Raw genomic sequence first — 22,617 nt, 5'->3', positions numbered from 1 at the left:
GCGAGGACTCCTCAGGGCATCGGTGGGTCATGGCACGCAGCTGTGGTCGGCTGCGGGATCGGGGGCTCTACGCGGTGAGCGGGCGGTAGCGCCGCAGTTTTTGGTAGAGGGTGCCGCGCGAGATGCCCAGCCGGACCGCGGCCGCGGACTTGTTGCCGCCACACTCGGCGAGGGTGGCGGCGATGGCGGCGGACTCCGCCTGCTCCAGCCGGGTGAGCCGGCGCGCGGTGGGACGCTGCTGCGGGGCGGTCGTGCTCGACAGGTCGATCGGCGCGGTGCTGCGCAGCGTCAGGACGGCACCGTCCCGGTCGTCGCCGACCGGGCAGACGTCGGCGACCAGGCCTCCGCCCAGGGCGACGACGGAGCCCCCCGCCCCGGCGGCCACGACGCGGGCCCACGTGTCGGCGTGGTCGAGTCCGAGCTCGGCTGCGGCGGCATCGGCCAGCAGAACTTCCTCGGTGACGGCGAGGACCGGCGCCGTCGTGCTCCGGCGGGCGTGCAGGAACGCCTGGAGCAGGCGGTGCTCGCGCGCGGTCGCGGCCGCTGACAACGCCGAACGCACCTCGTCGGCCAGCGACCGCGCGGCGACCTGCAGGAAGTGGTTGGCGTCGGCGGCCCGGCACGTCACGTTGACGGCTCCCACCGTGCGCCCGGTGATCGGGTGGGCCACGGCGGCGGCCACGCACGACCACCGCTGGAAGGACTCCACGAAGTGCTCGGGACCGTGCACCGTGACCAGCCGCCCGGTCTCCAGGGCGGCGCCGATCCCGCAGGTACCCACGCGCTGCTCGTCGAAGACCGAGGCGAACTGCATGCCCGACCGGTCGCACTCGTCGCTCAAGGCCCTGTCGGAGACCCACCTCCACACGACGTGACCGTTTGGGTCGGCCAGCGACAGGCAGGTCCGGCTCTCCGCGAGCAGGTCTGCCATGCCGAGCAGGATCGGTGCCGCCACGCGGACGAAGGGCGAGTCGTCGTCGGCGTCGCCGACAGGGGGGACGTCGAGCCGGGGGTCGACGCCGCTCCACCGGGACCGGCGCCACGACGTGAGCACCTCGTCGCGGACACCGACGGCGTCCTCGCCGCGCTGAAAGGCCTCCCAGGCGTCGACGGTGGACATGCGCCCCTCCCCGGCTCGAGCGGTCCGGCGTGCTGCCGTGCCGCCGAGTATGGCGCGGGTCACATGACGCTGGACTGTTCGATTTCTGCACAGTCCGCGGTCCGAAATTTGGGCGGTGCAGGCGGCGGATGACGGCCGGGCGGCTCGTGCACCCGCGGAGGCGTCCCTTTCCTGAGGCGCAGATTGCCCTCGCCACCCAGGTGAAACGTCTCATCACGGCTCCGCTAGACGTTTGGAACCCTGATGCGGCATTTCGTAGGGTGCGTCACGTTTGCTGCATGAATCGATTCAGACGCCGCCCGCCGGAGTGGAGCAGTCAGTGGACGACGACCTGCGGGCCCGCACGCTCGCCGCTGCTTGTCCTGGACCGTCTCGCCGTTGACCCGCGTCTGCACGCGCAGGCCGTCGCGCAGGTCACCGACCTCGGCCGCGGGAACCAGAGGCCCGGACCGGAGCTGTCGCCGTTCTTGCTGGCTGGTGAGCTTCTGCGCCCGGCGGGAGGTGAGGTCGTTGAACGTCGAGTAGCCGACGACGGTAGCCAGCACCTCGTTGGGGGAGGCGTCGACCAGCGTCGAGCCCAGGTAGCCACGACCTCGCCCTCCCAGTCCAGGCCGTCCTCGTCGGCGGGGACCAGCACCTCCGCGCCGCCCACGGTGAGCGAGGCCGTCCAGCGGGCGAACAGCGTGGGGTGCGGCGGGATCTCCTGGTCGCGGAAGGAGCCCTCGGCGACGTGCTCGAGGTAGTTCAGCCCGATGCAGATCACCCGCGCGCCGGGCACCACTGGCGGGACGAACTCCAACGTCCGCCGCCGGCACGGTCGGCCCGGCCGGCGGGCGGCCGAGGTGGCCGGCGGCGTCGGCCCAGAACTCCTCGAGGCCGGCGACGAGGGTGATCTGCGTGCCGCCCTCGGACAGCGACGCCACCTCGACCGCGCCGCCGTCCCGGCGGATGCCGACGATCCTCATGACTGGTGTCCTCCATGGAAGAACCGCGCGGGCGGCGGTGACGCCGGCGCACGCGCTCAGGTCTCGAACTGGATCCGCACGATCTCCTCGCTGATCGGGGCGAACAGCTCCCGCCGGACCCGGTTGTGCTCGGCCTCGGCGTCGTAGGCCCGGTAGGCGTCCGCGTCGGCGAAGTCGGCAGTGATCGAGAAGCTCCAGTTGCCGGGACGCAGGCCGGCGTCGATCCCGGCCCGCATGTCGAGGCAACCCGGCGGGTCGAGGGCGACGATCGCCGCCAGAGCTCCTTCGACCTGCTCCCGCGGAACTCCGGCGCGCACCCGGCCGACGACGACGTTGCGGATCACCGACCCACTCCAGCACAGCAGCCGAGACCGCGCCCGCCGGCCGCGGCCGGCGGGCAGGAGGATGCCGCGGCCCGGGGGCGGGGCTGCCGACGGCGAGTCACTGGCCGTGCTCGGGCGCGACCATCCCCCGACTGGGTTAGCGTGACCACCTGGCCGGGACGGCGCCCCGCTTCGCTGTGGTGGGCTCGAGGCCGCGGGGGCGTCGCCGTCCCCGGTCGGAACAGTCCGTGCCGCCGGCCGGCACCGTCGCCGGAACGAGGGTCATGACCGAGGCGCTGTGGGCATGCCTGCCCCGGCCGGAGCACGGACCGCCCGCACGGGCGGTCGTCGACGGCCGGCCCACCACGCTCGCCGAGCTCCGCTCGCTGCGGCTGCGCCTGCGCGCCTCCCTCGACGACGGCGGTCTGCCGCCGGGCGCCGCGGAGGACGACCTCGAACGGCTGCTCCTGGTGTTCGAGGAGCTGGTGAGCAACGGCCTGCGGCACGGTGGAGCGCCGGTGCAGGTGGTCGTCACCGACACCGGCACCGGCTGGCTGATCGAGGTCGGCGACGCCACCGGCGACGTCCCGCCGGTCCCGGCGGTCGGCCGGGACGCCGCGCTCGGGGGACTGGGGCTGTACCTGGTCGCGCAGATCGCCGGTGCGCACGGGTGGACGGCGGACGGGGACGGGCGCAAGGTCGTGTGGGCGCGGGCGGACTTCACCGGCGAGACCGGCTCCGCGGCGGCCCCCGTGGCGACGTCGCCGGCACCTGTGACAGCGGCGCCGGTCGGCGCCGCCGCACCGGTATCCCCGTCCGGCGCCGGCCCCCGGGTGACCCGCGGAGCCGGCACGGCACCGGACCGGCGCCGCCGATCCCGGAGCCTGCCACGGCGGCTGAGCGTCGCCGTCGCGGTCGTGGTGCTGTTGCTGACCTTGGGCCTGGCCTGGGTGACCTCGGCCGTCAACGCCAGCAACAACGAGCGGCTGCTCGAGCAGCAGATCGCCGAGATCGCCACCCTGCTGTCGGCGCAGGTAGCGGTCCTCCAGACCCAGATGGCCGACGCCGGGCAGGTCGCCGCCGCCACCGCCGGCGAACCCGGCCCGTTCACGCGCTTCGCGGCCGCAACGGTCTCTCCGCCGGAACTGTCCTTGTCGCTGTGGCGGGTCAGCGGGAACCAGGTCGAGCAGGTCGCCGTGCACGGCCCCGCTCCGTTGCTGGCGGGCGACGAGGCGACGTCCTTCTTCACCGGCCTGGAGCCGGCCGGTCAGCTGAGCGTCGCCGGGATCCTCGACGGGCCGGAGCCGCGGCTGGCCTACGCGCTGAGGCCGGGCAACACCGGGGGGCTGGTCGTCCACGCCGAGGTGCCGCTGAACCGCCGGGTGTCGGTGCCAGCGGGCGATGCGTACAGCGGTCTGGACCTCGCCGTGTTCCTGGGGCGGACGACGTCGCCGGAGCAGTTGGTGCAGACCACCGCACCGCTGCCGATCGAGGGAGACACGGCCACCCGGCGGGTGCCCTTCGGGGACGGCGAACTCACCGTCGTCGCGGCGTCGCGCTCCTCGCTCACCGGACCGCTGTCGGCGGCGCTGCCGTGGATCGTGCTCGGCGTCGGCGGGGCGCTCGCCGTCGGGGGCGGGACGATCGTGGAGATCCTGTCCCGGCGCCGGGCGGTCGCCGAACGGCTGGCCGCCGACAACGCGGAGCTCTACCGGCGCCAGCGGGGCATCGCCGGCACCCTGCAGCACGCGCTGCTGCCCGAGGTGCCCCGCGTGGAGGGTCTGGAGCTCGCGGCCCGCTACGTCGCCGGTGCCGACGAGCTGGAGGTCGGGGGCGACTGGTACGACGTGATCCCCGGCCCCGCAGGGCGGTGGGTCTTCGTCGTGGGGGACATCTCCGGCCAGGGGCTGCCGGCCGCGACCACCATGGCCTCCCTGCGGTTCGCGGTGCGCGCCTACGTGGCCCAGGGGGACGACATCGCGACGGTCATGCACAAGCTCGGCGGGCTCCTCGACGTCCACGTCGACCACCAGTTCGCCACGGTCCTGCTCGGGGAGCTCGACCCGGCCGAGGGCGTCGTCCGGATCGCCTCCGCCGGGCACTTCCCCCCGCTGCTGATCAGCGGTTCCCGAGCGGAGTACCTGGACTGCCGGGTCGGTCCGCCCGTCGGGGTGGCGACCGATGTGCCGGCGGTGACCGAGACGCGGGTCGCGGGCCCCGCGACGCTCCTCGCCTTCACCGACGGTGCGGTGGAACGCCGTGGGGAGGACGTCGACACCGGGCTGGAACGCCTGCGGACCGCTGCGGTGGCGGCGGTCGGGCGGCCGCTGCCCGCCGTCCTCGACCGGCTCATGCAGCTGCCGATCGACGACGGCGGGCGCGACGACACGGTCATCCTCGCCCTGCGGTGGGGAAGCTGACGGGCGGTCGCCGCGCCGCGGTCGTCAGGGCTTGACGGCGAGGACCGGCCGGTCGGCGGCCAGCAGGATGCGCTGCGCGCTGCTGCCCATCAGCAGCTTGCCGACGGGGGAGCGCTTCCGCAGCCCGATCACGATCACCGACGCGTCGACCTCGCGGGCCACCCGCAGCACCTCGTCGGCCGCGTCGCCCTCGTGCATGTTCTGCCGGACGTCGACCTCGACCCCGTCGGCCTTCGCGCGGGCGGTCACGCGCTCGATGGCCTCCTCGGGCGCGACGTCCATGTTGACCGGGGCGCCGCCGCGCGCCGAGTTGAGCACCACGAGCGGCTCGGCCCGTCGCTTGGCCTCCTGCAGTGCGGCGGTGAAGGCGGCCTCACCCTCGGACGTGGGGACGTAGCCGACCAGGACGGTCATACGGGCTCCTCGGTGTCGCTGCGGCCCCCGGCGGGGTGCCGGTGGGCGAGGGCGGTGCGGACCACGGGGACCACGACCCCCAGCAGGAAGACTACGAGCCGGGAGCCGGACGCGAGCGGTGTGCGCCGGCCGGGGACGAACTGCCTGGCCGCGGCGCCCGTGGCAGGCTCGGGGCCGTGACTCGGGTGGGGCTGGTGCTCGGCGGCGGCGGCGTCGTCGGGCAGGCGTACCACTCGGGCGTGCTGGCCGTCCTCCAGCACGACTTCGCCTTCGACGCGCGCACGGCGGACGTGATCGTCGGCACCTCGGCCGGCTCCATCACCGGCGCGCTGCTGCGGCTGGGCGTCTCCGCGGAGAACCTGGCCGCCTGGACGGTGAAGGCACCCCTGTCCGGGACCGAGGACGTGCTCCGCCAGATGGCGGAGGCTCCCGTGCCCGAGCTCGCGCCGTTCCGGCCGTGGGAGCTGGTGCGCCGCCCGCTGCGGCTGCCCGGACGTCACATGGTGCAGCGGGCGCTGACCCGGCCGCTGCAGTTCCGGCCGATGGCCGCCGGCATGGCCCTCATGGCGCCCGGGCGGCACGACATCGTCGAGCAGCTGGCGGCCCTCCGGGAGCTGGAGGGGCCGGGCTGGCCCGAACCGGATCTGTGGATCTGCGCCGTGCGCCGCCGGGACGGCCGCCGGGTCGTGTTCGGCCGTCCCGGTACGAAGGAGGCGCCGCTGCACCTGGCGATCGGGGCCTCGTGCGCGGTGCCGGGCTACTTCGCCCCGGTGCGCATCGGGCGGCACAGCTACCTCGACGGCGGTGTGCACTCGCCCACCAACGCCGCCGTCCTCCGCGGGCAGGGTCTGGACGTCGTCATCGTCATCGCGCCGATGAGCGGCCCCGCGGGCTGGCGGCCAGGGGTCCTGCCGGCGGCCCGGCGGTACTCCGACCGGCTCCTGCAGCGGGAGGTCCGGGCGCTCGAGGCGGAGGGGATCCGGACGGTCGTCTTCGCCCCCGGACCCGGCGAGCAGCAGGTCATGGGCACCGACATGATGTCGCGCAGCCGGCTGGACGAGGTGGTCCAGCAGTCGTTCCTGAGGGCGGGGGCCCACGCGGCCACGCCGGGGGCCGCGGAGCTGCTCCGGGCCGCGGCGGACCACGGCGCCTAGTCCGAGCGCGGCGAGCCGGCCGCTCAGCGGCGGAGCGGGTCCAGCGAGGGCAGCCGACGGAGCCAGAGGGACAGCAGCCCGCTGACGGCGAGCAGCGCACAGGCAAGAACCACGACACCGGGCCAGGCGGCCACCGTCCAGGCCCGGCCGGTGAGGCTGCCGAACGCCGACGCGCCCAGGTAGTACGCGAAGAGGTACAGCGACGCGGCCTGCCCGGCGGCTGCGCCACCGGCGTGCGCACGGGTGGGCACCCAGCCGCTCGCGACCCCGTGGACGGCGAAGAAGCCGCCGGTCATCACCGCCAGGCCCAGCACGACGACCGGCAGCGAGCCGGCCAGGGTGAGCAGGATCCCGGCGACGGTGATCAGGCAGCCGACCGGGACCACGGCACGCCGGGAGAAGCGGTCGGCCAGGCGCCCGGCGACCATCGACCCCAGGGTGCCGAGCGGATACACCAGGAAGACCAGCCCGGCGGCGCCCAGGCCCAGGTCGAGCGGCGGTGAGGTGAGCCGGAAACCGACGGCGTTGTAGACGCCGATGAAGGCACCGACCGAGCAGGCCCCGATGCCGTACAGCGCGAGCAGAGCCGGATCACCGAGTGCCCGCCGGGTCATGGTCACCAGGTGGCCCAGGCGCGCCGGTGCCGGCACGAAATGGCGCGAAGCCGGGAGCAGCAGACGGACGACGACCGCGCACACCAGGGCGATCGCGGCCACGGCGCCCAGCGCCCATCGCCACCCCGCCACCTCGGCGATCGGCGCGGTGACCAGCCGGCCGGTCATCCCGCCGAGCGCCGTGGCGCCGATGTAGACCCCGGCCGCCCGGGCGTGGGTCCCGGGGTGCAGCTCCTCGCGCAGATAGGCGGTGGCGACGGCGGGCAGCCCGGCCAGTGCCACGCCCTGGAGCAGGCGGAGGCCGAGGAGGACCTCCCACGTCGGCGCGACGGCGCACCCGATCCCCACCACCGCGGACGCCGCCAGGGAGAGGTGGATCAGCCGGGTCCGACCCACCACCTCCGACAGCGGGCCGGCCACCAGGAGGGCGACCCCCAGGCCGACCGTGTTGAGCGAGACCGTCAGCGTGCTCTCGGCGGCGGACACGGAGAACACCCGCGAGAACTCCGGCAGCAGCGCCTGGGTGCTGTAGATGAGGGCGAACGTCGCCAGCCCCGCGGCGAACAGCGCGACGCTGATCCACCGGTAGCCGGGCTCGCCGACGCGGTGGCCGGCGACGTCCGCCGGCCGGGTCGGTGGTGCTGGCCGCATTCCGTCCCCGTGCCCCTTCCTCGTCGACGCCGCCGCGCCAGCGCCTCCGGCGCCCCGCCGACCCGGCGTGGCCCGCGGGCATTGTCGCCCGTGGCCGACGGGGCCGACCGGCCGGCCGACCGTCAGCTGCGGAGCTGCTCCCGGACCACCCCGGTGACCATCCGGTGGTCGTCGAGCTGGGGGAGCCCGGACACCGCGACGACGCCGACCGGGCCGACGCCGCGCACGAGGAGCGGGAACGCGCCACCGTGGGCGGCGTACCGCTGCGGGTCCAGCCCGAACTCCGCCTCGAACGTGGTGTCCCGCTCGACGCTCGCCTGGCGCACGTACAGGGAGCTGTGCCCGAAGCGGTGGACCACCCGCGACTTGCGCTCGATCCAGCTCCAGTTGTCGGGGGTCGCGCCGGTCAGGGCGACGGAGAACAGCCGGTGCCCGTTGCGGGCGATCTCCACCGCGACCGGTGCGGCCTCCCGGCGGGCGGCGGCGACCAGCGCGGACCCGAGCTCCCACGCGTCCTCGTTGGTGAACGAGGAGAACTGCAGCTCCTCCTCGTCGGCGGCGAGCTGGGCGAGCGGCGGGAACGGTTCGGTCATCGGTCCTTCCTACTGCGTCGGCACCCGGCCCGCCTCGGCGAGCCGCGACACCCGCTCGACGTGCCGGCGGACGCCCCGTCCGTGACGTGAACGACGCCCTGATCGGCGCAGGTCGGCGCGGGGAGCCCTGGTGCGAAGGCAACCAAAGTGTTATCCCGGCATGAACCGCTGATGTCCTACTGTCGGCCGCATGCGCGGTTCGCCGGAGGACGCTGCGCCGCGGCCCCGGGCCGTGGGCACGGCGTCGGCCGCGTGCCCGGACGGCGATGCCACCACCCTGGTGGGCCCCCGCATCGCGGAGCTGCCGCCGGTCGGCCGCGACGGCACGCTGAGCACGCTGACGGAGCTCACCGAGCGCCTCGCCGCCGGGTGGAGCGGGGTCTGCGTGCTCACGGGGGAGCCGGGCGTCGGCAAGACGCGGGTGCTGCGCGAGCTGCTCGGCCGGGTCCGGGCGCAGGGGCACCACGTCCTCCACGGCCGGGCCCAGGAGTACGACAGCTCCATCGCCTACGCCGTCCTCAAGGATGCCCTGGCCTCGACGCCGCGGGCCGACGTCGGCGCGCGGGTGCGCGTCGAGCTCGACGGCCTCCTGGAGGCGATGGACCGGTCGGTGACCGCGCCGCAGGGCGACGAGGTCAGCCGGCGCCAGTCGCCGTACGTCATGACGACCCGGCTGCTGCGTTCGCTGACCGACGAGCGGCCCTGCGTCATCGCCGTGGACGACGCCCACCTCGCCGACGAGGAGAGCCTCGCGGCGCTCTGCCTGGCCGCACGCCACCTGCGCGACCGGCCCCTGCTGCTGGTGTTCGCCCTCCGCAGCGGCCAGCCGGTCCCGGGCACCGCCTTCGCGGCGACGGTCGGCCGGCTGGTGGAGGAGGGGGCCGGGCCGGTCGTCCACCTCGCGCCGCTGAGCGAGGAGGACACCCGGACGCTCATCTCCACGGCCCTCGACGGCTCGCCGGACCCACGCCTGGTCCAGCACGTGTTCGCGCAGAGCCGCGGCAACCCGCTCTTCGCGTGGGAGACCCTGCTGGCGCTCACCGCCCAGCGGGCCATCCGGAGCGCACACGGCCGGCTGTACCTGTCGGGTGAGCCCGGGCGCGGCCTGGTGTCCCGGCGCGGCGCGCTGCTGCACCGCATCTTCCAGCAGGACGAGGACGCCCGGCGCCTCGCGCGGGTCATGTCCGCGTTCGGCCGGGTGCACCTGGACCAGCTCTCGCTGATCGCCGAGCTGACCGGGCTGGACGAACCCAGGATCCAGCGGGCGTTCGACGCGCTGACCGAGTCGGCGGTGCTCTCCCGGGTCGGCTCGGGCGGCTTCGAGTTCGCGCACCCGCTCATGGCCGAGGTGCTCTACGACGACCTGGGGCCGGTGGAACGGCGCCGCGTGCACGCTGCCATCAGCGCGCACACGGTCACCCATCCCGACCCGCGGATCGGACTCCTGGAACGCGCGACGCACGCGGTCGAGGCGGCCAGCCCGGGCGATCCGGTCGCGATCGAGACGGCGATGGAGGCCGCCCGCGCCACCCGGGACACCGCGCCCCTGTCGGCGGCCCGCTGGCTGAACCGCGCGCTGGAGCTCGTCCCCCCGGGCTCGGCGCAGGCGTCGGAGATCCTCGCCCTGCAGACCCAGGCGTACTGGAAGGGCTCCCGCCCCGATCTCGCCATCGCCGCCGGTGTCCGGGCCGCGGAGCTGCTGCCGGCGCGCCGCCGCCGCACCTCCACGGCGCTCACCGTCGTCAACGCCGCGTACGCCACCGGCCGGCCGAGCCAGGCGCTCGAGCTCTCGGAGCGGCTGGTGCCCGGCGAGGACGCGCCCGCCGCGGTGGTCGCCCAGCGCAGCCTCCTGCTCACCTACCTCGGCCGCACCGAGGAGGCGGCCGAGCTGGCGCGACTGGCCTGGACCCGGCTGCGCTGCGGCGACCCGGAGGCCCGGGCGGTCACCTACAGCTCGTTGGCGTTCGTCGAGAACATGGTGGGCAGCCGGGTGCGCGCCGAGCAGGCGCTGGACGGGCTCTGGCACCTGGCGATCGACGACGCGGACGCGCTCCCGGTCGGGGCGCGGTTGAGCGCCCTGGAGTCCTGGACGTTCGTCAGCCGGCTGACCGACAGCACCGAGGAGACGCCGGCCGCCCGGGAGCTGATCGAGTCGCTGTCCACCCGGGCCGGCTGGCAGGACCTGGGCGGGCAGGCCGTCTCGGCCCTCGCGCGGGTGCAGTGGCTGCGCGGGGAGTGGGACGCCGCCCTGGACACCATCCACAGCGGGGTGATCGCGCTCGAGTTCGCCGGTCTGGCGACCAACCTCGCGTGGCTGCGGATGCACGAGGCCCGGATCCTGCTCGCCCAGGGACTCCCCGTCGCCGCCCAGGAGGTGGTGGACAGCATCCGGCTGGAGGAGCAGTCGGCCTATTGGTGCGCCCAGCGAGAGCTGATGCGGGCGCGCATCGACCTGGCCCGGGACCCCGGCGGCGACGGCGCGGAGCGGCTGGCCGAGTGCCTGCACTCCGGTGCCCGCACCGGCTGGCACGACGTGGTCGCCGAGAGCCTGAACGCGCTGGTCGACGCGGCCCTGGACCGGGACGATCCCGGCGCTCTGGCGTCCGCTGCCCCGCTGGTCCGGCGCCTGGCGCAGCGCGCGGAGTCGATCCCGGTCCGGCTGCTGCGCGCGGTCGACACCGCGGAAGCGCTGCTGGACCGCGACCCGGCGCGCGCGGTGGAGGCGCTCCGGCGCGGGCAGGACGCCGGCATCCCGCTGGCGACGGCGCGCGGGCACTTCCTCCTCGCCCTGCTGGACCACGACGCGCCCACCCACCTGGGCGCGGCGGCCGGCGGGTTCGAGGCCCTCGGCGCACGCGCGTGGGTGCAGCGGGCGCAGGCGCTGGCGCGCAGCCGGGGGATCCTGCTGGGGCGCGGCCGCCCCGTCCCCGCCGGCTCCACCCCGCGGCTCGCCGACATCGATCTCCAGCTGCTGCAGCTGGTGCGCGACGGGCTGAACAACCGGGAGATCGCCGAGGCGATGCACTACAGCCGCAAGACCGTCGAGGCCTACCTGTCCCGACTCTACCGCAAGACCGGATCGACCTCCCGGATCAGCCTCGTCCTCACCGCGGAGCGGGAGGGCTGGCTCGGCGCGACCGCGGGCAGCTCCAGGTCGTAGGGACCCTGGCGGGTGACCGTAGGGACCCACCCCCTCGTCTGTAATCCAGGTCACACCTAGCGTCACCTCCGTACCGACCCGGCCGCCACCGACGGCGGATGGGTCCACGGGTCATCGGAGGTCCGGCATGGTCCACGTCCTCGTGTCGCTCACCGCGGCAGATGCCGTCGATGGCTCCGCTCGTCAGGTGGAGGGCGTGCTCCGCTGCCTGCCCGAGACCGGTCAGGGCCCGGGCGAGGGTGCTCCCGGGCATCCCGCCGACGCCGGCCTGCCCTTCAGCGGGTGGCTGGAACTGCTCGGCCACCTGGAGCGGCTGATCGCGCCGGGCGCGCAGGTCGCCGACCCGATCGAGACCGGTGGGGGGAACCCGGTGCTGCCGTCCGCAGCTGCCGGCCCAGTGCCGGCGCCCGCACGTCCAGGAGAGAGCTGACATGCGCATTCCACGACGGACCGCCATCCCGGTGGTCGCTCATGACCGGTCCCGCCGCGCCTCGCGGTCGAACAGCAGGGAGAGCTACATGACCTCCATTCCCGGAGCGCGGCCGAACAGGTCCGCACGCCGCCTCGCCGTCGGGCTCACCGCCCTGGCGCTGGCGGCCACCGCGGCGTGCGGCGGCAGCGGTGGTGACGACGAGGAGGAAGCCGGCGGCGCCGCGACCCTCGCGACCGACAACCCGGAGCCCACGGGCGAGCCCCAGGAGGGCGGCAGCATCACGGTCGCCCTGGAGGGCGAGTCCAACGGCTGGCTGCCGGGCACCAGCGCGGCCGCAGCCCCGGGGTACAACGTCCTGTACTCCATCTACGACCCGCTGATCATGCAGACCGCCGAGGGCACCTACGAGCCGTACCTCGCCGAGTCCATCGAGCCGAACGAGGACTTCACGTCCTGGACCATGAAGCTGCGCGAGGGAGTCACCTTCCACGACGGCAGCCCGCTGACCGCCGAGGTGATCGCGCAGAACCTGGCGATCCTCAAGGAGCCGACGTCCAACGTCGCCGGCGCCCTGGCCGAGGTCACCGGCGCCACCGCCGTCGACCCGCTCACCGTGCGCTACGACCTGGCCGCGCCGAACGCCGCCTTCCCCGCCCTGCTGACCACCACGCCCGGCATGCCGTTCTCGATGGAGAACTACAACGCGCTCGGGAAGGACGGCGCCAACGCCGAGCCGGTCGGCACCGGACCCTTCGTCTTCGAGGAGTGGCGGCGCGACGACCAGCTGACCGTCACGGCCAACGAGTCGTACTGGGGCTCGGACCTGGGCCTCGGCCCCTACCTGGACGAGATCACCTTCCGTCCCATCCCGGACGAGGACAGCCGCCTGCAGAGCCTGCTCTCCGGTGACGTCGACGCCTTCCAGACGTTGCGGCAGAGCGTCATCCGCCAAGCGCAGGAGGAGGCCGCGGACGGCGGCATGGCCCTGCACACCTTCCTCGGCAACAACGCCGGCAACTCGATCTTCAACACCCTGGTGCCGCCGCTGGACGACCCACGGGTGCGGCAGGCGCTCACCCACGCCGTCGACCAGGAGCAGCTCATCGAGGTGCTCGGCGGCACCGGGATCAGCCCCCCGCAGACCCAGTTCTTCAGCGAGGAGAGCCCGTACTACTCCGAGGCCGTCGCCGAGGCGTACCCCGACTACGACCCGGAGAAGGCCGAGCAACTGCTGCAGGAGTACATCGACGACCCGCAGCGCTCGGACGGCTTGCCGGTCGGCTCGCCGATCGCGATCGAGTACAACTGCCAGCCCGACCCGAGCCTCGTCGAGCTGTCCCAGGCCTACCAGGCCTTCTGGAGCAACGTCGGGGTCGACGTCTCCCTGAACGCGGTCGACCAGGCCTCGCACATCCAGAACGCCATCGGGTCCCCGGCGACGGACCCGCCGTTCAAGGGCGACTTCACGGCCAACTGCTGGCGGTCGGGCAGCCAGAACGACCCGTACATCGTGCTGAGGAACGAGTTCGGCCCGGTGGCCAAGCAGCCGCTGAACTTCACCAACTACACCAGCGACGTGATCGACGAGCAGCTCCAGGTCCTCGCCACCACCCAGGACCTCGAGACCCGCAAGGAGGCGGTGGAGAAGATCGGCCTGGACCTCGCCGAGAACGTGCCGCAGCTGTGGACCGGTGCGACCGCCACGCTCATCGGCACCCGTCCGGAGCTGCAGAACGTGTCCGGCTGGGAGCTGCCCAGCGGTGCGGAAGGGATCGGGACCGGGCTCTTCACGGGCGGCACCGCCCTGTGGGGCCAGACCTGGCTCGCCGACGCCGAGTGAGCGACTGATCCGATGACGCCGACCCCGGGGCAGGAGGAGCGAGGACCGTGGCACGACTGATCGGCCAGAAACTGCTGACGCTGATACCCGTGCTGCTCGCGGTCTCGCTGCTGACCTACCTGCTGCTGAACCTCCTCCCCGGGGACCCGGCGCTGCTCGTGCTCGGCCCGCAGTCGGTGTCGGCGGAGTCCATCGCCGCCGTGCGGGCCGAGCTCGGGCTCGACCGCCCACTCCCGGTGCGCTACCTGGCGTGGCTGGGCGACGCGCTCACCGGCGACCTCGGGCAGTCCTACATCACCCGCCAGGAGGTGACCGGGGCCATCCTCGACCGGCTGCCGGTGACGCTGGAGCTGATGGTGGTGTCGCTGGTGCTGGCGCTGGCGCTGGCGATCCCGCTCGGGGTCTTCAGCGCCTACCGCGCCGGCAGCCGGTTCGACAAGGCGGTGACCGGCACGACGTTCGGCCTGCTGGCGCTGCCGAACTTCATCTTCGCCCTGCTGCTGATCTTCTTCCTGTCGGTCCGTTTCGACCTGTTCCCGGCCACCGGCTGGCAGCCGCTGTCCGAGGGACTGGGCGAGAACCTGACGTCGGCCTTCCTGCCGGCGCTGGCGCTGTCGGTGACCAACATCGCGGTGTTCACCCGGCTGCTGCGCACCGACATGATCACCACGTTGCAGGAGGACCACGTCACGCTGGCGAGGTCCAAGGGGTTGCCGACCTGGCGGATCCTGTTCCGCCACGCGCTGCGGCCCTCGTCGTTCTCGCTGCTCACCGTGGCCGGGCTGCAGGTCGGGACGCTGCTCAGCGCCACCGTGATCGTCGAGACGATCTTCGCCCTGCCGGGCGTGGGCCGGCTGCTCTTCGATGCCATCAACAGCCGCGACCTCCTGATGGTGCAGGGCGTCGTGCTGGTGCTGGCCGTGTCGTTCGTCCTGGTCAACTTCGTCGTCGACCTGCTCTACACGTTCCTCGATCCCCGCATCCGTTCAGGAGCCGCCCGTGTCCGCGCCTGACGACGCCGCCGTACCGGTGGCCCCTACCCGGACCGGCGCCCTCGTCGGCGCCGACGCCGAACGCGCCACGCCGTCCGGTACCGCTGCAGCGGAGCTCCAGGCCGGCACGCAGACCGGCGTCACCCCGCTGACGCCGGATCCACCCGCCGGACGCCGCAAGCGCGGCAAGGGAGTCGTGTACTGGTTCTGCCTGGGCTGGCTGGCCCTGGTGGTGTTGGCCGCGATCACCGCCAACTGGCTGCCGATCCCCGACCCGAACGCGATCGACATCATCAACAAGACGGCGCCGCCGCTCAGCGAGGGGCACCTGCTCGGCACCGACGGCCTGGGCCGCGACATCCTGTCGCGGCTGGCCTACGGGGCGCGGGTGTCGCTGGTGATCAGCGTGGCCGCCGTCGCCGTCGGGATCATCGTCGGCGGCACGCTGGGCATGGTCGTCGGCTACTTCCGCGGCCGCCTGGAGACCTCCGTGATGGCGGTCATCGACGTGATCCTGGCCTTCCCCGGCCTGGTGCTGCTGCTGGCGCTGGTCGCCTTCGTCGGGCAGAGCCTGCTGGCGATCACCGTGGTGATCGGCTTCCTCTCCATCCCGGTCTACACCCGGGTGGCCCGCGCGGCGACGCTCGCGGTGAGCCAGCGCGAGTACGTGCTGGCGGCCGGGCTCATGGGCGGGAAGACCACCCGGATCCTGTTCCGCGAGATCATGCCGAACGTCATCCTGCCGGTCGCCGCCTTCGGGCTCATCGCCCTCGGTGTGGTCATCGTCCTCGAGGGCTCGCTGGCCTTCCTCGGGCTGAGCGTCGAGGCCCCCGCCGCGACCTGGGGCTCGATGATCGCCGAGGGCAAGCGGCACCTCGACGACGCGATCCACATCGCGCTGATCCCCTCGGTCGTCATGTTCCTGACCGTCCTGTCGCTGAACCTGGTCGGCGACGTCCTGCGCAGCCGCTTCGACGTCCGGGAGGCCAACCTGTGAGCACCACCGCCGAGCTGCCGGTGCCGCCGGCCACGCCCGACCCCGTGGCGCCGCTGCTGGAGGTGCGGGACCTGCACACCTGGTTCGACACCCCCCGCGGCATGGTCCGCGCCGTCGACGGGGTCTCCTTCACCCTGCGGCGCGGCGCGAGCATCGGCATCGTCGGGGAGTCCGGCTCGGGGAAGACCGTGCTGTCCCGGTCGATCATGAACCTGCTCCCGAGGAAGGCAGCCGTGCCCGCCTCGGGGGAGGTCCTGTTCGAGGGCCGCGACCTGCGGCCGCTGTCGTCGAAGCAGATGCGGTCCTACTGGGGGCCGCAGATGGCGATGGTGTTCCAGGACCCGATGACCTCGCTCAACGGAGTGGTCAAGATCGGGCGGCAGATCACCGAGAGCCTGCGCCAACACCTGGACCTGAGCCGCCAGGACGCCGATGCCGAAGCCGTCCGGCTGCTCACCTCGGTCGGCATCCCCGCTCCCGAGCGGCGGCTCCGCGAGTACCCGCACCAGCTCTCCGGTGGCATGCGCCAGCGCGTGACGATCGCGATCGCGCTCGCCTGCGGTCCGAAGCTGCTCATGGCCGACGAGCCCACCACGGCGCTGGACGTGACCGTGCAGGCCCAGATCCTGGACCTGCTGGCCCGTCAGCAGGCCGAGCGGTCGATGGGCATGGTCCTGGTCACCCACGACCTCGGTGTGGTCGCCAACCGGACCGACGACATCGCCGTCATGTACGCCGGCCAGATCGTCGAGAAGGCCTCGACGAAGGCGCTGTTCCGCACCATGCGGCACCCGTACACCGAGGCGCTGATGCGCTGCATCCCGCGGGTGGAGAATCCCAGCCACACCCGGCTGGACGCCATCCCCGGCCGGCCACCGGACCTGGCCGCCCTGCCCTCGGGGTGCCGCTTCGCCCCGCGCTGCCGCTACGCGCAGCCCGAGTGCCTGACCGAGAACCCGCCGCTGTTCAGCGACGAGCCCGGCCACGAGTACCGCTGCTTCTTCCCGGTCGGCACCGCGGCCGGCGCGGAGGCGCTCGAGCGCAACGAACGTGCCGGTTCGACGGCGGCCGGCACGACCATGGACCTCCTGACGAAGGCGAGCGCCTAGATGGCGGGCAGTGGCACGGCGCACCTGCGGGACCGGGACGACATCGTCCTCACCGTCGAGGACCTGGTCGTGGAGTTCCCGCTCGGCCGCGGCCGGAAGGTGCACGCGGTGTCGGGCGTGAGCTTCGACCTGGCCGCGGGGGAGACCCTCGGCCTGGTCGGGGAGTCCGGCTGCGGCAAGTCGACCACCGGCAAGGCGATCATGCAGGTGCCGAGGCCGACCAGCGGGTCGGTGCGGCTGCGCGGCCGGGAGCTGACCGGCCTGCACGGCGACGACCTGCGGAAGACCCGCCCGCAGATGCAGATGATCTTCCAGGACCCGATCTCGTCGCTGAACCCCCGTCGGCGCGTCCGCGACATCGTGGGGGAGGGGCTCTCGATCTGGAACCGGGACCGCGACGGCGCGGCGCGCAGCCGGGTGGAGGAGCTGCTGTCGGCGGTCGGCCTGGACCCCGAGACCGCCGGCGGGCGGCGGGCGCACGAGTTCTCCGGAGGGCAGTGCCAGCGCATCTGCATCGCGCGCTCGCTGGTGCTCGACCCCGACGTGCTGATCTGCGACGAGCCGGTGTCGGCCCTCGACGTGTCGGTGCAGGCGCAGATCCTCAACCTGCTCGAGGACATGAAGGCCCGGTACGGGCTGACCATGCTGTTCATCGCGCACGACCTCGCCGTGGTGAAGAACATCAGCGACCGGGTCGCCGTCATGTACCTGGGCAAGGTGTGCGAGGTGGGCCCCGCCGAGTCGCTCTACGCCCGCCCCACGCATCCCTACACCAACGCGCTGCTGGCCGCGGTGCCCCGGCCCGACCCGGAGGCCGGCTCGACGTCGGTGCCGCTCGAGGGCGACGTCCCCTCGCCGGTCGACCCGCCGTCGGGCTGCCGATTCCGCACCCGGTGCCCCCGGGCGCAGGAGCGGTGCGCCCGCGAGGAGCCGCTGGTGCGGCCGGTGGGCGAGGACCACTTCGTCGCCTGCCACTTCCCCGTGCACGCCGCCGACGCCCCGGCCGACGCGGTGGCGGGGGTCGCGACGATGTCGTGACCGTCTCCGCACGGCCGGGGCCAGGACCGACGACGCAGGGAGCACCGATGAGCGACGCACCGACCATTCCCGGGGACCTGCGGCAGCGGGTCGCGGACTTCCTGGCCGCGCACCCGCCGGCCGCCGCCGATCGGCTGGAGTTCCTCCGGGCCCGGTACGACGCCGGGCTGGCGTGGGTGCACTTCCCACCCGGCCACGGTGGGCTCGGTCTGCCCCGGTCCCTCCAGTCGCAGGTGGAGGAGGAGTTCGCCCGGGCCGGCGCCCCCGACAACGACCCCCGGGCCAACGGGATCGGCCTGGGCATGGCGGCGCCGACGATCCTCGCGTTCGGCACGGAGGAGCAGAAGCGCCGCTTCCTCCGGCCGCTGTGGACGGGCGAGGAGCTGTGGTGCCAGCTGTTCAGCGAGCCGGGTGCCGGATCCGACCTCGCCGCCGTCAGCACCCGCGCCGTCCGGGAGGACGGTGAGTGGGTCGTCAACGGCCAGAAGGTGTGGACCTCCGGGGCGCACAAGGCCCGCTTCGCGATCCTGGTGGCCCGCACGAACCCGGACGTCGCCAAGCACGCCGGGCTGACCTACTTCCTCTGCGACATGACCGCCCCCGGCGTCGACGTGCGCCCGCTGCGCCAGATCACCGGCGAGGCGGAGTTCAACGAGGTCTTCCTCACCGACGTGCACCTCCCCGACGGCCACCGCCTCGGGGCGGAGGGCGAGGGCTGGCGGGTCGCCACCGCCACCCTCAACAGCGAGCGGGTCGCCATCGGGGGCGGCGCGCCCCGGGAGGGCGGGATGGTCGGCGTGCTGTCCCGCACCTGGCGGGAGCGCCCCGAGCTGCGCACCGCGGACGCCCACCAGCGGATGCTCCGACTGTGGGTGGAGGCCGAGGTCACCCGGCTCACCGGGAAGCGGCTGGCGCAGAAGCTGGCCGTGGGTCAGCCCGGGCCGGAGGGCGCGGGCATGAAGCTGGCGTTCGCCCGCGTCGCGCAGGAGGCCAGCGGGCTGGAGCTCGAACTGCTCGGGGAGGAGGGCCTGCGCTACTCGGACTGGACGATGGTGCGCCCCGAGCGGGTGGACTTCACCGGACGGGACGCCGGCTACCGCTACCTGCGGGCCAAGGGCAACTCCATCGAGGGCGGCACCTCCGAGATCCTGCGCAACGTCCTCGCCGAGCGGGTGCTCGGCCTGCCACCGGAGCTCCGGGTCGACAAGGACCTGCCCTGGAAGGACCTGCCCCGATGAGCGACCTGGACCTGCTGCCCACCGACGTCGAGGACGACCTGCGGGCCAGCGTCCGCGAGCTGCTCGCCGACCGGTGCCCGCCCTCGGCGGTGGTGCCGGTCTACGACGGCGACCGGTCGTCGGTCGCGCCGTTGTGGCGGGCACTGGCCGCCGACCTCGGCCTGGCCGGGCTGCTGGTCCCCGAGACGCGCGGGGGAGCCGGGGCGTCGGCCCGGGAGGCCGCCGTCGTCCTGGAGGAGCTCGGCCGGGCGGTGGCGCCGGTGCCGTTCCTGACCAGCAGCATCGTGGCCACCACGGTGCTCTCGGCCGCCGCGCCCGGAAGAGCCGGCGACGACCTCCTGGCCGCTCTGGCCGCCGGCGAGCGGACCGCGGCGCTGCTCGTGCCGCTGGGTACCGCCCTCGGCGGCGGCCTGCCCGGGTTCGCCGTCGACGGGACCGGGACGATGGCCGGGCAGGTGCGCGGGGTCGCCGGCGCCCTCGAGGCGGACGTCCTGCTCGTGCCCGTGACCGGCCCCGACGGGATCAGCGTGCACGCCGTGCCGGCCGGCGACGCGCGGATCGACCCGGTGATCTCCCTGGACATGAGCCGTCAGCTCGCCGACGTGGTCCTCGACGGACCGGCCGGCCGGGAGGTGCTCGGTGCGGAGGCGGGAGACGCCGCCGTCCGGCACGGGCTCGAGGTCGGTGCCGCGCTGCTGGCGTCGGAGCAGTTCGGGGTCGCGCAGTGGTGCCTGACCAGCACCGTCGCCTACCTCAAGGACCGCCGGCAGTTCGGTCGGGTGGTCGGGGGCTTCCAGGCGCTGAAGCACCGGCTGGCCGACCTCTTCGTCGCCGTGGAGCAGGCGGCCGCGGCGGCCCGCTACGCCGCGGTGACCGTCGCCGAGGACGATCCGGACCGCGCGGTGGCCAGCGCCGTGGCCCAGGCCTGGTGCGGCGAGGTCGCCGTGCGGGCGGCCGAGGAGGCCGTCCAGCTGCACGGCGGCATCGGGATGACCTGGGAGCACCCGGCGCACCTGTACCTCAAGCGGGCCAAGGCCGACCAGATCGCCTTCGGCACACCGGGCGCCCACCGGACCCGGCTGGCCGGCCTGCTGGACCTGCCCGCACCGGCCGCCCCGTGACGCCGGCCGCCCGCCCGGGAGGGAGGTCGTGACCAGCAGCACCGCGGTGTCGCTGACCCGCCGCGCCGAGGCGCGCCTGGAGCGGCTCGGCGACCACGACCAGCTGTGGTTCGAGGGCCGCTGGCACCGCGCCGAGGAGCTCGCCGCCCGGGCCCGCCGGACCGCCGGGGGGTTCGCCCGACTGGGCGTGCGCCCGGGGGACCGGGTGGTGCTGTTCATGGCCAACTGCCCGGAGGTGATGATCGTCTCGGCTGCCCTCTGGCGAGCCGGCGCCGTGGTCACCCCGGCCATGTTCCTGCTCAGCGACGACGAGCTCCGGCACGTCCTGCGCGACTCCGGCGCGGTGGCGGTGGTGACGACGCCCGAGTTCGCCGACACGGTGACCGGGGTGGCCGACGACCTGCCGGTGATCGTCGTCGGGGGCGGCGACGGGCGCACGCTCCCGCTCGAGGAGCTGGAGTCCGCCGCCGAGCTCGGCATCGTCCCGCGCGGTCCCGAGGACCTCGCCGTCCTGCTCTACACCGGCGGGACGACCGGGCGGAGCAAAGGGGTGGCCCTCTCCCACGGCGGCCTGGACGCCTCGGGCGCGGCGCTGGCCGCCGCCGCCCAGCCGGACGTCGTCGTCGGCCTGCTGTGCCTGCCGATGGCGCACGTCTACGGGCTGCTGATGTCCGTGGCCGGCTACCACATGCCGGAGATCCGGCGCAGCGTCGTCATGCGCTGGTTCGACCCGGCCGGGTTCCTCGCGCTGGTGGAGCAGCACCGCGTCCAGCAGACGGCGTTCGTCCCCTCGATGTTCCAGCGGCTCCTCGAGCAGCCGCTGGAACAGCACGACCTGTCCTCGCTGCTGCTGGTCAGCAGCGGAGGCGCCCCCCTGCCCCGGGAGGTGGCCCTGGAGTTCGAGCGGCGGGTGCCCTCGGCCGAGGTGCGGGAGGGCTACGGCTGTACCGAGACCAGCTCGCTGATCTCCGCACAGCCGGCCGGCGCGCGCCGGCTCGGGTCGGTGGGCAAGCCGGTCGCCGGCGCCGAGGTGGAGGTCGTGGACGAGGCGGGACGGCCGGTGCCGCCCGGCGCGCACGGGGAGATCCGGGTACGGGGACCGGTGCTGATGCAGGGCTACTGGCGGTCGCCGGAGGCCACGGCGGAGGCGGTCCGCGACGGCTGGTTCCACACCGGTGACGTCGGCACCTTCGACGAGGACGGCTACCTGTACGTCGTCGACCGGATCAAGGACGTGATCATCCGCAACGGGTTCAACGTGTACCCGCGGGACGTCGAGGACGCGCTCGTGGCCCATCCGGAGATCTCCGCGGCGGCCGTCGTCGGCCGTCCCGATCCGCGGGTGGGGGAGGAGGTCGTCGCCTACGTGACGGTCGTCCCCGGTGCCACTCTGCAGCCGGCCGACGTCGTCCAGCACGCGAGGCGGCACGTGAGCGCCGCCAAGTACCCGCGGGAGGTGCACGTGGTCGACGCCATCCCGCTGACCGCCGTCGCCAAGATCGATCGCAAGGCCCTGCGGGCGCGGCCCCGGTCCTGACGGCTCAGCGCGCGGGGCCGGCGCCCTCCGCCTCCAGGGCGGCGTTCCACTCCCGCTTGGTCGCCTGCCAGCGGTCCTCGGTGTCCCCGCGACGCCAGTAGCCGGAGACCGACGTCCACGCCGGGTCGAGCCTGCCCTCGGCCCGCAGGTGCCGGCGCAGCTCACGGACGGCGTGCGCCTCACCGTGCACGAAGACGTGCCCGGAGCCGGTCGGCAGGGCGAGGGCCCGGACGGCGCTGACCAGAGCGGTGCCGGGCTCGGCGTCCCCGCGGTGCAGCCAGCGCAGGTCGACGCCCGGCCCGACGGCGAGGTCGGTCTGCTCCTCGGCGGGACCGGCCACCTCGACGAGCACCACCGCCCGTGCGCCGAGCGGGAGGTGGTCGAGCGTGGCCGCGATCGCGGGCAGTGCGGACTCGTCACCGGCCAGCAGGTGCCAGTCGGCGTCCGGGCGGGGCGCGTAGCCGCCGCCGGGTCCCATGAACTGGATCCGGTCACCGGGCCGGGCCGCCGCCGCCCAGGGGCCGGCCACCCCTTCGTCGCCGTGGTGCACGAAGTCGACGGTCAGCTCGCCGGCTGCCGGGTCCCAGGCTCGCACGGTGTAGGTGCGGGTGACCGGCCACTGCTCCTGCGGCAGCTCGGCACGGATCTGCTCGACGTCGTAGGGCACCGAGTACGTCGCGCCGGCGGGCGGGAACAGCAGCTTGACGTAGGAGTCGGTGAACTCGCCGACCCGCAGACCGGTCAGCCCCTCGCCGCCGAGCACCACCCGGACCATGTGCGGCGTGATCCAGGCGGACCGGACCACCTCGCCGATCCGGGGGGTGCGCTTGCGGGGCGGTCGGCCGTCGCCGGTCGGTGCTGGCTGGCTCGTCACGACTGGCGACGGTACAGAGGTGAT

Annotated in this window: 18 protein-coding genes and 1 pseudogene; 12 read left to right on the top strand and 7 right to left on the bottom strand. The window is 74.1% G+C overall.

The features are described 5' to 3' along the window. Positions 1-67 precede the first annotated feature (67 nt). The 3 genes and pseudogenes from BLASA_RS12910 to BLASA_RS12905 all read right to left on the bottom strand — a co-directional run bounded on the left by BLASA_RS12910 (position 68) and on the right by BLASA_RS12905 (position 2,429). Complete coding sequence (locus tag BLASA_RS12910; RefSeq protein WP_014376601.1) at positions 68-1,120, bottom strand: helix-turn-helix domain-containing protein; 1,053 nt, start codon at positions 1,118-1,120, stop codon at positions 68-70. A gap of 224 nt (positions 1,121-1,344) precedes the next feature. Next, positions 1,345-1,883 (bottom strand): annotated as a pseudogene (locus BLASA_RS24275) (fumarylacetoacetate hydrolase family protein). 258 nt (positions 1,884-2,141) lie between these two features. After that, positions 2,142-2,429, bottom strand: a complete 288-nt coding sequence (locus tag BLASA_RS12905; RefSeq protein WP_014376599.1) for a Dabb family protein — start codon at positions 2,427-2,429, stop codon at positions 2,142-2,144. 263 nt (positions 2,430-2,692) lie between these two features. On the opposite strand from BLASA_RS12905, the gene BLASA_RS24270 reads away from it, so the two are divergent. Next, positions 2,693-4,828, top strand: a complete 2,136-nt coding sequence (locus BLASA_RS24270) for an ATP-binding SpoIIE family protein phosphatase (protein ID WP_014376598.1) — start codon at positions 2,693-2,695, stop codon at positions 4,826-4,828. A 24-nt stretch (positions 4,829-4,852) separates the two neighbouring features. Here BLASA_RS24270 and BLASA_RS12890 read toward each other — a convergent pair whose 3' ends face one another. Then, complete coding sequence (locus BLASA_RS12890) at positions 4,853-5,242, bottom strand: universal stress protein (protein WP_014376597.1); 390 nt, start codon at positions 5,240-5,242, stop codon at positions 4,853-4,855. 176 nt (positions 5,243-5,418) lie between these two features. Between BLASA_RS12890 and BLASA_RS12885 the strand changes: the two genes are divergently transcribed. Next, positions 5,419-6,396 carry a patatin-like phospholipase family protein gene (locus BLASA_RS12885; protein ID WP_014376595.1) on the top strand — a complete coding sequence of 326 codons (978 nt, stop codon included), beginning with the start codon at positions 5,419-5,421 and terminating at the stop codon, positions 6,394-6,396. Between the two features lie 23 nt (positions 6,397-6,419). Here the strand turns inward: BLASA_RS12885 and BLASA_RS12880 are convergent, their stop codons facing one another. Next, positions 6,420-7,661 (bottom strand): MFS transporter, encoded by a 1,242-nt coding sequence (locus tag BLASA_RS12880; RefSeq protein WP_041775753.1) that lies wholly within the window; start codon positions 7,659-7,661, stop codon positions 6,420-6,422. A 122-nt stretch (positions 7,662-7,783) separates the two neighbouring features. Then, positions 7,784-8,254, bottom strand: coding sequence for a heme-degrading domain-containing protein (locus BLASA_RS12875; RefSeq protein ID WP_014376594.1), 471 nt, complete (start codon positions 8,252-8,254; stop codon positions 7,784-7,786). A 190-nt stretch (positions 8,255-8,444) separates the two neighbouring features. Here BLASA_RS12875 and BLASA_RS12870 point away from each other — a divergent pair, with 190 nt between their 5' ends. From BLASA_RS12870 to BLASA_RS12820, 10 genes are all read left to right on the top strand, one after another. After that, positions 8,445-11,414, top strand: a complete 2,970-nt coding sequence (locus BLASA_RS12870; protein ID WP_014376593.1) for a helix-turn-helix transcriptional regulator — start codon at positions 8,445-8,447, stop codon at positions 11,412-11,414. 127 nt (positions 11,415-11,541) lie between these two features. Continuing rightward, on the top strand, positions 11,542-11,844 hold the full coding sequence (locus BLASA_RS12865) for a hypothetical protein (protein WP_041775751.1): 303 nt from the start codon (positions 11,542-11,544) through the stop codon (positions 11,842-11,844). 88 nt (positions 11,845-11,932) lie between these two features. Then, positions 11,933-13,687: an ABC transporter substrate-binding protein gene (locus BLASA_RS12855; RefSeq protein WP_014376591.1), complete on the top strand. Its 1,755-nt coding sequence runs from the start codon at positions 11,933-11,935 to the stop codon at positions 13,685-13,687. 47 nt (positions 13,688-13,734) lie between these two features. After that, positions 13,735-14,700, top strand: a complete 966-nt coding sequence (locus tag BLASA_RS12850) for an ABC transporter permease (RefSeq protein ID WP_014376590.1) — start codon at positions 13,735-13,737, stop codon at positions 14,698-14,700. Beyond that, positions 14,687-15,676 carry an ABC transporter permease gene (locus BLASA_RS12845; RefSeq protein ID WP_014376589.1) on the top strand — a complete coding sequence of 330 codons (990 nt, stop codon included), beginning with the start codon at positions 14,687-14,689 and terminating at the stop codon, positions 15,674-15,676. The genes BLASA_RS12850 and BLASA_RS12845 overlap by 14 nt, the downstream gene beginning before the upstream one ends. Next, on the top strand, positions 15,673-16,785 hold the full coding sequence (locus BLASA_RS12840) for an ABC transporter ATP-binding protein (RefSeq protein WP_014376588.1): 1,113 nt from the start codon (positions 15,673-15,675) through the stop codon (positions 16,783-16,785). Before BLASA_RS12845 ends, BLASA_RS12840 begins: the two co-directional genes overlap by 4 nt. Next, positions 16,786-17,823, top strand: coding sequence for an ABC transporter ATP-binding protein (locus tag BLASA_RS12835; RefSeq protein ID WP_014376587.1), 1,038 nt, complete (start codon positions 16,786-16,788; stop codon positions 17,821-17,823). A gap of 47 nt (positions 17,824-17,870) precedes the next feature. Beyond that, the gene (locus BLASA_RS12830; protein WP_014376586.1) at positions 17,871-19,061 is read left to right on the top strand and encodes an acyl-CoA dehydrogenase family protein; all 1,191 of its coding nucleotides are present in this window, start codon (positions 17,871-17,873) and stop codon (positions 19,059-19,061) included. Next, on the top strand, positions 19,058-20,182 hold the full coding sequence (locus tag BLASA_RS12825) for an acyl-CoA dehydrogenase family protein (protein WP_014376585.1): 1,125 nt from the start codon (positions 19,058-19,060) through the stop codon (positions 20,180-20,182). Before BLASA_RS12830 ends, BLASA_RS12825 begins: the two co-directional genes overlap by 4 nt. Positions 20,183-20,210: 28 nt before the next feature. Next, positions 20,211-21,719: an AMP-binding protein gene (locus tag BLASA_RS12820; RefSeq protein ID WP_014376584.1), complete on the top strand. Its 1,509-nt coding sequence runs from the start codon at positions 20,211-20,213 to the stop codon at positions 21,717-21,719. A 4-nt stretch (positions 21,720-21,723) separates the two neighbouring features. On the opposite strand, the gene BLASA_RS12815 is transcribed toward BLASA_RS12820, so the two are convergent. Then, a complete protein-coding gene (locus tag BLASA_RS12815; RefSeq protein ID WP_014376583.1) occupies positions 21,724-22,593 on the bottom strand; it encodes a siderophore-interacting protein in 870 nt (289 codons plus the stop codon). Positions 22,594-22,617 lie beyond the last annotated feature (24 nt).

It is taken from the genome of Blastococcus saxobsidens DD2 (genome assembly GCF_000284015.1).
GTDB classification, from domain to species: Bacteria; Actinomycetota; Actinomycetes; order Mycobacteriales; family Geodermatophilaceae; genus Blastococcus; species Blastococcus saxobsidens_A.
Note: the sequence above shows the minus strand (reverse complement) of the source record. Positions and strands in the feature narration are given on the sequence as shown.

What these genes read in the sequence shown, in the direction of transcription:
- BLASA_RS12910 (WP_014376601.1), bottom strand. Translation starts at nt 1,120, where the DNA reads ATGTCCACCGTCGACGCCTGGGAGGCCTTTCAGCGCGGCGAGGACGCC.
- BLASA_RS24270 (WP_014376598.1), top strand. Translation starts at nt 2,693, where the DNA reads ATGACCGAGGCGCTGTGGGCATGCCTGCCCCGGCCGGAGCACGGACCG.
- BLASA_RS12890 (WP_014376597.1), bottom strand. Translation starts at nt 5,242, where the DNA reads ATGACCGTCCTGGTCGGCTACGTCCCCACGTCCGAGGGTGAGGCCGCC.
- BLASA_RS12880 (WP_041775753.1), bottom strand. Translation starts at nt 7,661, where the DNA reads ATGCGGCCAGCACCACCGACCCGGCCGGCGGACGTCGCCGGCCACCGC.
- BLASA_RS12875 (WP_014376594.1), bottom strand. Translation starts at nt 8,254, where the DNA reads ATGACCGAACCGTTCCCGCCGCTCGCCCAGCTCGCCGCCGACGAGGAG.
- BLASA_RS12870 (WP_014376593.1), top strand. Translation starts at nt 8,445, where the DNA reads ATGCGCGGTTCGCCGGAGGACGCTGCGCCGCGGCCCCGGGCCGTGGGC.
- BLASA_RS12865 (WP_041775751.1), top strand. Translation starts at nt 11,542, where the DNA reads ATGGTCCACGTCCTCGTGTCGCTCACCGCGGCAGATGCCGTCGATGGC.
- BLASA_RS12855 (WP_014376591.1), top strand. Translation starts at nt 11,933, where the DNA reads ATGACCTCCATTCCCGGAGCGCGGCCGAACAGGTCCGCACGCCGCCTC.
- BLASA_RS12835 (WP_014376587.1), top strand. Translation starts at nt 16,786, where the DNA reads ATGGCGGGCAGTGGCACGGCGCACCTGCGGGACCGGGACGACATCGTC.
- BLASA_RS12830 (WP_014376586.1), top strand. Translation starts at nt 17,871, where the DNA reads ATGAGCGACGCACCGACCATTCCCGGGGACCTGCGGCAGCGGGTCGCG.
- BLASA_RS12825 (WP_014376585.1), top strand. Translation starts at nt 19,058, where the DNA reads ATGAGCGACCTGGACCTGCTGCCCACCGACGTCGAGGACGACCTGCGG.